The sequence below is a fragment of the Streptococcus sp. HMSC034E03 genome, assembly GCF_001811505.1.
Classification (GTDB): domain Bacteria; phylum Bacillota; class Bacilli; order Lactobacillales; family Streptococcaceae; genus Streptococcus.
The window spans coordinates 55,681-66,290 of the sequence record NZ_KV804981.1 but is presented as its reverse complement, the minus strand read 5'-3'; the positions used below and the strand labels follow the sequence as shown (position 1 = coordinate 66,290).

9 protein-coding genes and 1 pseudogene are annotated in these 10,610 nt (G+C 40.0%); all 10 read left to right on the top strand.

Annotation, left to right across the window (positions count from 1 at the left end):
- The first annotated feature begins 137 nt into the window (after positions 1-137).
- The 10 genes and pseudogenes from HMPREF2805_RS04810 to HMPREF2805_RS04765 all read left to right on the top strand — a co-directional run bounded on the left by HMPREF2805_RS04810 (position 138) and on the right by HMPREF2805_RS04765 (position 10,610).
- Positions 138-1,214: an aspartate-semialdehyde dehydrogenase gene (locus HMPREF2805_RS04810; RefSeq protein WP_075231619.1), complete on the top strand. Its 1,077-nt coding sequence runs from the start codon at positions 138-140 to the stop codon at positions 1,212-1,214.
- A 50-nt stretch (positions 1,215-1,264) separates the two neighbouring features.
- Entirely contained in the window at positions 1,265-2,200 is a 936-nt protein-coding gene (gene dapA, locus HMPREF2805_RS04805) for a 4-hydroxy-tetrahydrodipicolinate synthase (protein ID WP_075231618.1), read from the top strand.
- 112 nt (positions 2,201-2,312) lie between these two features.
- Positions 2,313-3,170, top strand: coding sequence for a DNA-processing protein DprA (gene dprA, locus HMPREF2805_RS04800; protein WP_148131603.1), 858 nt, complete (start codon positions 2,313-2,315; stop codon positions 3,168-3,170).
- 118 nt (positions 3,171-3,288) lie between these two features.
- Positions 3,289-5,375: pseudogene (gene topA / locus HMPREF2805_RS04795) on the top strand (type I DNA topoisomerase).
- Positions 5,376-5,632: 257 nt separating this feature from the next.
- The gene (locus HMPREF2805_RS04790) at positions 5,633-5,992 is read left to right on the top strand and encodes a YbaN family protein (protein WP_075231616.1); all 360 of its coding nucleotides are present in this window, start codon (positions 5,633-5,635) and stop codon (positions 5,990-5,992) included.
- A 93-nt stretch (positions 5,993-6,085) separates the two neighbouring features.
- Complete coding sequence (locus HMPREF2805_RS04785) at positions 6,086-6,718, top strand: copper homeostasis protein CutC (protein WP_075231615.1); 633 nt, start codon at positions 6,086-6,088, stop codon at positions 6,716-6,718.
- A 43-nt stretch (positions 6,719-6,761) separates the two neighbouring features.
- A complete protein-coding gene (locus HMPREF2805_RS04780; RefSeq protein ID WP_075231614.1) occupies positions 6,762-7,418 on the top strand; it encodes an MmcQ/YjbR family DNA-binding protein in 657 nt (218 codons plus the stop codon).
- Between the two features lie 314 nt (positions 7,419-7,732).
- Positions 7,733-9,295 carry a 2-isopropylmalate synthase gene (locus tag HMPREF2805_RS04775; protein ID WP_075231613.1) on the top strand — a complete coding sequence of 521 codons (1,563 nt, stop codon included), beginning with the start codon at positions 7,733-7,735 and terminating at the stop codon, positions 9,293-9,295.
- A gap of 11 nt (positions 9,296-9,306) precedes the next feature.
- Positions 9,307-10,344: a 3-isopropylmalate dehydrogenase gene (gene leuB, locus HMPREF2805_RS04770; protein WP_075231612.1), complete on the top strand. Its 1,038-nt coding sequence runs from the start codon at positions 9,307-9,309 to the stop codon at positions 10,342-10,344.
- Entirely contained in the window at positions 10,341-10,610 is a 270-nt protein-coding gene (locus tag HMPREF2805_RS04765) for a DUF1294 domain-containing protein (protein ID WP_075231611.1), read from the top strand. The genes leuB and HMPREF2805_RS04765 overlap by 4 nt, the downstream gene beginning before the upstream one ends.

Here is a 10,610-nt window from a genome sequence, read left to right as displayed (position 1 = left end):
ACAAACCACCCGTTTGACGGGTGGTCATGATTGTCAATTTCAGAAAATAGATAGGAAAAAGACTTTTCAATTTTGGTAAAAAGTAGTATAATGTTTCTATTATAGAAATTTTTAGAAAATTCCGAAAGAGGTTTGTTATGGGATACACAGTTGCTGTTGTCGGTGCTACAGGTGCCGTTGGTGCTCAAATGATCAAAATGTTGGAAGAATCAACTCTTCCAATCGATAAGATTCGCTACCTTGCGTCTGCACGTTCTGCAGGAAAGGTCTTACAATTCAAGGGTCAAGATGTGACCATCGAAGAAACAACAGAAGATGCTTTTGAAGGGGTTGATATTGCTCTTTTCTCAGCTGGTGGATCAACTTCTGCAAAATACGCACCTTATGCTGTAAAAGCAGGAGCAGTTGTCGTAGATAACACTTCTTACTTCCGTCAAAATCCAGATGTACCATTGGTTGTTCCTGAAGTGAATGCTCACGCCCTTGATGCTCACAACGGAATCATCTCTTGTCCTAACTGCTCAACTATTCAAATGATGGTAGCTCTTGAACCAATTCGTCAGAAATGGGGCTTGGATCGTATTATCGTATCAACTTATCAAGCAGTTTCAGGTGCTGGTATGGGAGCAATTCTTGAAACCCAACGTGAGCTTCGTGAAGTCTTGAATGACGGTGTGAATCCACGTGAAGTCAAAGCTGAAATCTTGCCATCAGGTGGTGATAAGAAACACTATCCAATTGCTTTTAATGCCCTTCCTCAAATCGATGTCTTCACTGATAATGACTACACTTACGAAGAAATGAAGATGACCAATGAAACCAAGAAGATCATGGAAGACGATAGCATTGCCGTATCAGCAACATGTGTACGTATTCCAGTTTTGTCAGCTCACTCTGAGTCAGTCTATATTGAAACAAAAGAAGTAGCACCAATCGAAGAAGTGAAAGCAGCTGTTGCTGCCTTCCCAGGTGCAGTTCTTGAAGATGATATTGCTCACCAAATCTATCCTCAAGCAGTAAATGCTGTTGGTTCACGTGATACATTCGTTGGACGTATCCGTAAAGACTTGGATGCAGAAAAAGGTATTCATATGTGGGTAGTATCTGATAATCTTCTTAAAGGTGCAGCTTGGAACTCAGTTCAAATCGCAGAAACACTTCACGAACGTGGTCTAGTACGCCCAACAGCTGAATTAAAATTTGAATTGAAATAATGTGTAGGAGTTCATTTGAACTCCTTCTTTGAAATAGAGAGGTGTTTTGTATGTCTTATCAAGATTTAAAAGATTGTAAAATTATCACGGCCTTTATTACTCCTTTTCATGAAGATGGGTCAATCAATTTCGATGCCATTCCAAAGTTGATTGAACATTTATTAGCACATCATACAGACGGAATTCTCCTAGCAGGAACAACTGCTGAGAGTCCGACTCTAACTCACGATGAGGAGTTGCAGTTGTTTGCGGCTGTTCAAAAGGTTGTCAATGGCCGTGTTCCTTTAATCGCTGGTGTTGGTACCAATGATACACGAGACTCTATTGAATTCGTCAAAGAGGTAGCAGAGTTTGGCGGTTTTGCAGCAGGACTTGCCATTGTTCCTTACTATAATAAACCATCCCAAGAAGGTATGTATCAACACTTTAAAGCTATTGCAGACGCATCTGATTTGCCTATCATTATCTATAACATTCCAGGTCGTGTAGTTGTAGAAATGACTCCAGATACCTTGCTTCGTCTAGCAGAACATCCAAACATCATTGGTGTCAAAGAATGTACCAGTCTTGCAAATATGGCCTATTTGATTGAGCATAAGCCAGAAGAATTCTTGGTATACACAGGTGAAGATGGAGATGCATTCCATGCGATGAACCTTGGAGCTGACGGAGTTATCTCGGTTGCTTCCCATACCAATGGGGATGAGATGCATGAAATGTTCACTGCGATTGAAGAGAGTGATATGAAGAAAGCGGCAGCTATTCAACGTAAATTTATTCCTAAAGTTAACGCTCTATTCTCTTACCCGAGTCCGGCACCTGTTAAGGCAGTACTCAACTATATGGGATTCGAAGCTGGGCCTACTCGTCTACCTTTGGTTCTTGCGCCTGAAGAGGATGCTAAACGCATTATCAAGGTTGTTATTGATGGGGATTACGAAGCAACCAAGGCAACTGTCACCGGAGTTCTTCGTCCTGATTACTAAAATTTTCATTATTAATAATAGAAACTTTCTAAACAAGTCAATTTGTTGGGGAGTTTTTTTCTTTTTTTACGAATAAATAGATAGAGAGAAAAATAAGGAGTCTATCATGAAAATTAAGATTGATAATTTTGAGATTTATAAGTTGAAACAAGCAGGTCTAAGTAATCAACAAGTGCTAAAGGTTCTTCAATATGGAGAAATTTATGATCAGGAATTAAGCTTAGAAACGATAGCAGAAGCATCTGAGTGTAGAAATCCAGTAGTTTTTATGGAACGTTACCATAAACTTACCTTTGAAAGTATGGAGAGATTAAGAAGTGACTTTGAAAAATTTTCTTCATTTTCAATTCTAGATGATGTCTATCCCTTTGCTCTCAGTGAAATCTATGATGCTCCAGTATTATTATTCTATAAGGGGGATTTAAATCTCCTAAAGTTGCCTAAGATTGCGGTTGTTGGAAGTCGCACTTGTAGTCAGTCAGGTACAAAATCAGTCCGTAAGGTTGTTCAAGAATTGGAGAATGAACTAGTCATTGTCAGTGGTCTTGCTAGGGGAATTGATACGGCAGCTCATATGTCTATTCTTCAAAGTGGCGGAAAAACTATTGCTGTCATTGGTACTGGCTTAGATGTCTACTATCCTCGATCGAATAAACGTTTGCAGGACTACATCGGTCAACATCACTTGCTCCTCAGTGAATATGGGCCTGGTGAAGAACCTTTGAAATATCATTTTCCAGCAAGAAATCGGATTATAGCAGGATTATGTAGGGGTGTGATTGTTGCAGAAGCTAAGATGCGTTCAGGAAGTTTGATTACATGTGAACGAGCTATGGAAGAGGGAAGAGATGTCTTTGCTATTCCAGGTAGCATTTTAGATGGTCGTTCAGATGGTTGTCATCATTTGGTACAAGAGGGGGCAAAGCTGGTTACAAGTGGTCAAGATGTCTTGGCAGAATTTGAATTTTAGAAGTCTGTAAGATTTCAATAATCAAACTTTTCTTCTATATATAGTAGTTAAGTCTTGACAGGTCTCTAAAAATGGTTTACACTTTATAAAGTTTATTACTTTGAAAAGGTGTGATAATGTGGCTACGGCAACAAAGAAGAAAAAATCAACAGTTAAAAAAAATCTAGTAATCGTGGAGTCGCCTGCAAAGGCTAAAACGATTGAAAAATATTTGGGTAGAAACTATAAAGTTTTAGCAAGTGTCGGTCATATCCGTGATTTGAAAAAATCCAGTATGTCGGTCGATTTTGAGAATAACTACGAGCCCCAATATATCAATATTCGTGGGAAAGGTCCTCTGATCAATGACTTGAAAAAAGAAGCTAAAAAAGCCAATAAAGTCTTTCTCGCAAGTGACCCGGACCGCGAAGGAGAAGCAATTTCTTGGCATTTGGCTCATATTTTCAATCTAGATGAAAATGATGCTAACCGTGTTGTTTTCAACGAGATTACCAAGGATGCGGTAAAAAATGCCTTTAAAGAACCTCGTAAGATTGATATGGATTTGGTGGATGCCCAACAAGCCCGTCGTGTCTTGGACCGCTTGGTAGGTTATTCTATTTCACCAATTTTATGGAAAAAGGTCAAGAAGGGCTTGTCAGCTGGCCGTGTTCAGTCTGTTGCTCTCAAGTTAATCATTGACCGTGAAAATGAGATCAATGCTTTTCAACCGGAAGAATATTGGACTATTGATGGAGTCTTCAAAAAGGGGACTAAGCAATTCCAAGCATCCTTCTATGGAATGAATGGCAAGAAGATGAAATTAGCTACCAATGAAGAGGTCAAAGAAGTCTTGTCTCACCTGACCAGCAAAGACTTTACAGTGGATCAGGTGGATAAAAAAGAGCGCAAACGTAACGCTCCACTCCCTTATACTACCTCAACTATGCAGATGGATGCAGCTAATAAAATCAATTTCCGTACTCGAAAGACCATGATGGTTGCTCAGCAACTCTATGAAGGGATTAATATTGGTACGGGCGTCCAAGGTTTGATTACCTATATGCGTACAGACTCGACTCGTATCAGTCCAGTAGCGCAGAACGAAGCAGCAAGTTTCATTACGGACCGTTTTGGTAGCAAGTATTCTAAGCATGGTAGCAAGGTCAAAATGCTTCAGGAGCTCAGGATGCCCACGAGGCTATTCGTCCATCTAGTGTTTTTAATACACCGGAAAGTATTGCTAAGTATCTGGACAAGGATCAACTCAAGCTTTATACTCTTATTTGGAATCGTTTTGTAGCGAGCCAGATGACAGCTGCTGTCTTTGATACTATGGCTGTTAAATTGTCTCAAAATGGGGTTCAATTTGCTGCTAATGGTAGTCAAGTTAAGTTTGATGGTTATCTTGCCATTTATAATGATTCTGATAAGAATAAAATGTTACCAGATATGGCTGTTGGAGATGTGGTCAAGCAGGTCAATAGCAAACCAGAGCAACATTTCACTCAACCGCCTGCTCGCTATTCTGAAGCGACCCTTATCAAGACTTTGGAAGAAAATGGGGTTGGACGTCCGTCAACCTACGCACCAACCATTGAAACCATTCAGAAACGTTATTATGTTCGCCTTGTGGCCAAACGTTTTGAACCAACAGAGTTGGGAGAAATTGTTAACAAGCTCATCGTCGAATATTTCCCAGATATCGTAAACGTGACCTTTACAGCTGAAATGGAAGGCAAGCTTGATGATGTCGAGGTTGGAAAAGAGCAGTGGCAACGTGTTATTGATTCCTTTTACAAACCATTTTCTAAAGAAGTCGCCAAGGCTGAAGAAGAAATGGAAAAAATACAAATCAAGGATGAACCAGCTGGATTTGACTGTGAAGTGTGTGGCAGTCCAATGGTCATTAAACTTGGTCGTTTTGGTAAGTTCTACGCTTGTAGCAATTTCCCAGATTGCCGTCATACCCAAGCAATCGTGAAAGAGATTGGTGTTGAGTGTCCAAGTTGTCATCAGGGACAAATCATTGAACGCAAAACTAAACGTAATCGCCTTTTCTATGGTTGCAATCGCTATCCAGACTGTGAATTTACATCTTGGGACAAGCCTGTTGGTCGTGATTGTCCAAAATGTGGCAATTTCCTTGTAGAGAAAAAAGTCCGTGGTGGTGGCAAGCAGGTTGTTTGTATCAAGGGTGACTACGAAGAAGAAAAGATTAAATAAGAGGAGAGTCCTGAAAGTGAATTTCAGGCTCTTTTTGGTTAGAACTTGACAAAATTCATCATTTTATGCGAAACTAGAAGAAGATTATTTTATACTCAATGAAAATCAAAGAGCAAACTAGGAAGCTAGCCGCAGGCTGCTCAAAGCACTGCTTTGAGGTTGTGGATAGAACTGACGAAGTCAGTAACATATATACGGCAAGGCGAAGCTGACGTGGTTTGAATTTGATTTTCGAAGAGTATTAACTAGGAGAAGTTATGCGTATTATCTATCTGATTATTGGATTTCTGTCATTAGCTCTGGCTATTGTTGGAGTTGTCTTGCCCTTGTTGCCTACGACTCCTTTTCTTCTGTTGTCTATTGCTTGTTTTTCCAAAAGTTCCAAGCGTTTTGAAGATTGGCTTTATCATACCAAACTTTATCAGACTTACGTAGCGGACTTTCGTGAGACCAAGTCTATTGCGCGTGAACGTAAGAAAAAGATTATTGTATCGATTTATATCTTGATGGGAATTTCCATTTATTTTGCGCCTCTTTTACCAGTTAAAATCGGTTTGGGATGTTTAACCATCTTTATTACCTACTATCTTTTTAAGGTGATTCCTGATAAAGAATAGCTTTAATAAGTAACGATTTCCCTTGATAAAAATAAAAACATATTCAAAATAATATGATATAATAAATTTAAACTAATCTTCAAGGAGAATCAAATGATTTACGAATTTTGTGCTGAAAATGTAACTTTGCTTGAAAAAGCTATGCAGGCAGGAGCTCGCCGCATCGAGCTCTGTGATAATCTAGCAGTTGGTGGAACAACTCCAAGCTACGGAGTGACAAAGGCAGCTGTGGAACTGGCGGCCGACTACGATACGACCATTATGACTATGATTCGTCCACGTGGTGGCGACTTTGTCTACAATGATTTAGAAGTTGCTATCATGCTTGAGGATATTGCTCTAACTGCTCAAGCAGGTAGCCAAGGGGTTGTCTTTGGTGCATTGACTGCTGATAAGAAGTTGGACAAGGCCAATCTTGAAAAATTGATTGCTGCATCTAAAGGTATGGAAATTGTTTTCCATATGGCATTTGATGAATTGAGCGACCAAGATCAGTTAGAAGCCATTGATTGGCTCAGTCAAGCTGGAGTGGCACGCATCTTGACTCGTGCTGGCCTATCTGGCGATTCTCTAGAGAAACGTTTTGCGAACTATCACAGAATCCTAGAACACGCTGCAGAAAAAATTGAAATTTTACCTGGTGGAGGGATTGACATGGACAACCGTCAAACCTTTATCGACCAACTGGGTGTGACACAATTACATGGAACTAAGGTTGTCTTTTAAAAAATAGAAAGGAACTGCTAGCTTTTGGTAGCAGTTTTCGCTTATGTTTGAAATTTTTAAAGCTTATCAGTTTAATAGTAAAAAGGCCAAAGAGTATGGATTTGTAGAAAATCAAGGCGTATGGACCCATAGTTCGACTATCTTGCAGGGAGACTTTCTCATGATGGTTACAGTTGAGGATGGAGTCTTAGGTTTTCAAGTTTATGACCAAGAAACTGGTGATCTCTATTCACAAGTTCATATGGCCAGTATGAGAGGGACATTTGTAGGAAGTGTCCGTGAAGCCTGCTTAGAAGTTCTTTATGAAATCCGAAAGTCTTGTTTTGATGTGCAGGATTTTATCTATCCACAGACCAATAGAATCATGACTCGTGTTCAAGAAAAGTATGAAAATCAATTAGAATACTTATGGGAGAAATCTCCTGATACTGCGATTTTACGCCATGAAAATAATCAGAAGTGGTATGCGGTTCTTATGAAGATTTCTTGGGATAAGCTTGAAAAGGGCAGAGAAGGATTAGTGGAAGCAGTCAATCTCAAACATGATCAAGTATCTGATTTGTTGGTAAAAAAAGGGATTTATCCAGCCTTTCATATGAACAAGCGCTACTGGATTAGTGTGCCACTGGATGACAGTTTATCAGATGAAGAGATGCTAGAATTGATCGAAAAAAGCTGGAACTTGACCTTGAAAAAGTAATTATATTTACTTGATTTTTCAAATACTTTCAATTAGCAAAATATTCTTTACTGAAGAAATTTTCAGAAAATATTGGATTTTTTCTTGACATGTGTTTTTTCCTATGCTAAAATACTAAACAAGATATCAAACGAAGGAGAAAGTCAAACATGAAAACAGCTAAGTTTAATCAATTTGCTTTGTTGTTGAGGTACTCGGGCTAGTGCAGAAGCATTAGTCCTGTTTGGCTTACCAAGCGGGAGTAAATCAACATCTCGCTTGGAACTCCGAGCGAGATGTTTTTTTAAAACCAAATTTAGAAAAGGGGAAATCTTATGAGAACAGTTGAATTTCTAGATACTAGCCTTCGAGATGGTGAGCAGACACCAGGTGTTAATTTTTCTATTAAGGAAAAGATTGCCATTGCAAGACAACTGGAAAAATGGGGAATTTCGGCAATTGAAGCTGGTTTTCCAGCAGCTAGTCCTGACTCATTTACTGCAGTTCAGGAAATTGCAAAAGTCTTGAAGAAAACAGCGGTGACTGGTTTAGCTCGCTCTGTTAAATCAGATATTGACGCTTGTTATGAAGCACTTAAGGATGCTAAGTATCCACAAATCCATGTTTTTATCGCTACTAGTCCTATCCATCGCGAATTTAAGTTGAATAAAAGCAAAGAGGAAATTTTGGAAACTATTAAAGAGCATGTTTCCTATGCACGTTGTAAATTTGAAGTGGTAGAATTCTCTCCTGAAGATGCGACTAGAACTGAGTTGGATTTTCTCCTACAAGTCGTTCAAACAGCGGTAGACGCAGGGGCAACCTATATCAATATTCCTGACACGGTTGGTTTTACCACACCAGAGGAATATGGGAATATCTTCAAGTATCTGATTGACAATGTCCAAACCGACCGTCAGATTATCTATTCGCCTCACTGTCACGATGACCTTGGAATGGCAGTTGCAAATAGCCTTGCTGCTGTTAAAAATGGGGCAGGACGAGTTGAAGGAACCATTAATGGTATTGGAGAACGAGCTGGGAATGCTGCTTTGGAAGAAATTGCAGTTGCCCTCAATATTCGCCAAGATTACTATCAAGCAGAAACTAGTATTGTCCTAAATGAGACTATCAATACGTCTGAAATGGTTTCTCGTTTCTCAGGAATTCCAGTTCCAAAAAATAAGGCGGTTATTGGAGGCAATGCCTTCTCTCACGAATCAGGTATTCACCAAGACGGAGTTCTTAAAAACCCACTTACCTATGAAATCATCACACCAGAATTGGTGGGTGTAAAGAGTAATAGTCTTCCGCTTGGAAAATTATCTGGTCGCCATGCCTTTGTAGAGAAACTGAGAGACTTATCCCTAGATTTTACAGACGAAGACATCAAACCACTTTTTGCTAAGTTCAAGGCCTTGGCAGATAAGAAGAACGAAATCACTGATGCTGATATTCGAGCTCTGGTAGCCGGAACCATGGTCGAAAATCCAGAAGGCTTCCACTTTGATGACTTGCAACTTCAAACTCATGCGGAAAATGAAATTGAAGCGACAGTTAGATTAGCTAATTTTGATGGTGAGAAAGTCGAATTTAATGCGACAGGTCAAGGTTCTGTTGAAGCTATTTTCAACGCTATTGATAAATTCTTTAATCAATCTGTTCGCTTAGTATCCTATACGATTGACGCGGTAACAGATGGAATCGATGCCCAAGCTCGGGTCTTGGTCACTGTTGAAAACAGAGATACAGAGACTATCTTTAACGCAGCTGGACTTGATTTCGATGTGCTGAAAGCTTCAGCTATTGCCTACATCAATGCCAATACCTTTGTTCAAAAAGAGAATGCTGGCGAGATGGGAACAAGAGTTTCCTATCGCGACATGCCTAGCGTGTAAAGGAGAAAGCTATGAAAAGAAAAATAGTTGCCCTAGCAGGTGATGGTATCGGACCAGAAATCATGGAAGCTGGTTTAGAAGTTCTAGCATCTATATCCGAAAAAACAGGCTTTGACTATGAGATAGATAGACGACCTTTTGGAGGTGCAGGAATTGATGCAGTAGGACATCCTTTACCAGACGAAACACTCAAAGCTTCTAGAGAAGCGGATGCTATTCTCCTAGCGGCTATCGGTAGTCCTCAGTATGATGGGGCAGCGATTCGGCCTGAACAAGGCTTGCTAGCTCTTCGGAAGGAACTCAATCTCTATGCCAATATTCGGCCTGTTAAGATTTTTGACAGTCTTAAGCATTTGTCACCTCTCAAACCTGAACGAATTGCTGGTGTAGACTTTGTCGTGGTGCGTGAGTTGACAGGTGGTATCTACTTTGGGGATCATATCCTTGAAGAGCGCAAAGCGCGTGATATCAACGACTATAGCTATGAGGAAGTAGAGCGGATTATGCGCAAGGCCTTTGAAATTGCAAGAAATCGGAGAAAACTCGTTACTAATATCGATAAGCAAAACGTTCTAGCGACATCAAAACTCTGGCGAAAAGTAGCTGAGGAAGTTGCGCAGGATTTCCCAGATGTTACCTTGGAACACCAGTTGGTGGACTCAGCTGCTATGCTTATGATTACCAATCCTGCTAAGTTTGATGTCATCGTGACAGAGAATCTTTTCGGAGATATCTTATCTGATGAATCAAGCGTTCTATCAGGCACTCTGGGTGTTATGCCATCAGCCAGTCATTCTGAAAAGGGGCCAAGTCTTTATGAGCCTATTCATGGTTCAGCGCCTGATATTGCAGGTCAAGGAATTGCCAATCCTATTTCCATGATTTTATCTGTTGCTATGATGTTGAGAGATAGCTTTGGACGTTATGAGGATGCGGAGCGTATTGAGCGTGCTGTTGAAGCTAGTTTAGCGGCTGGTGTTTTAACGAGAGATATTGGAAGACAGGCTTCGACCAAGGAAATGACAGAAGCCATCATTGAAAGATTATGAAGATAAATGAAGGAATCACGCTTGCCCTCTTGGTTTGGAATTTGCTTGTTTTCTTGATTTATGGCATTGACAAATCCAAGGCAAGAAGAGGTGCTTGGCGCGTTCCAGAGAAAATCTTACTCATTTTAGCCTTTACTTGTGCTGGATTTGGTGCCTGGTTAGCAGGAATGACCTTTCACCACAAGACTAGAAAATGGTACTTTAAAACAGTTTGGTTTCTTGGGATGGTGACCACGTTAGTAGCTTTATATTTTGTATGGAGGTAA

What these genes read in the sequence shown, in the direction of transcription:
- HMPREF2805_RS04810 (WP_075231619.1), top strand. Translation starts at nt 138, where the DNA reads ATGGGATACACAGTTGCTGTTGTCGGTGCTACAGGTGCCGTTGGTGCT.
- dapA (WP_075231618.1), top strand. Translation starts at nt 1,265, where the DNA reads ATGTCTTATCAAGATTTAAAAGATTGTAAAATTATCACGGCCTTTATT.
- HMPREF2805_RS04790 (WP_075231616.1), top strand. Translation starts at nt 5,633, where the DNA reads ATGCGTATTATCTATCTGATTATTGGATTTCTGTCATTAGCTCTGGCT.
- HMPREF2805_RS04785 (WP_075231615.1), top strand. Translation starts at nt 6,086, where the DNA reads ATGATTTACGAATTTTGTGCTGAAAATGTAACTTTGCTTGAAAAAGCT.
- HMPREF2805_RS04780 (WP_075231614.1), top strand. Translation starts at nt 6,762, where the DNA reads ATGTTTGAAATTTTTAAAGCTTATCAGTTTAATAGTAAAAAGGCCAAA.
- HMPREF2805_RS04775 (WP_075231613.1), top strand. Translation starts at nt 7,733, where the DNA reads ATGAGAACAGTTGAATTTCTAGATACTAGCCTTCGAGATGGTGAGCAG.
- leuB (WP_075231612.1), top strand. Translation starts at nt 9,307, where the DNA reads ATGAAAAGAAAAATAGTTGCCCTAGCAGGTGATGGTATCGGACCAGAA.
- HMPREF2805_RS04765 (WP_075231611.1), top strand. Translation starts at nt 10,341, where the DNA reads ATGAAGATAAATGAAGGAATCACGCTTGCCCTCTTGGTTTGGAATTTG.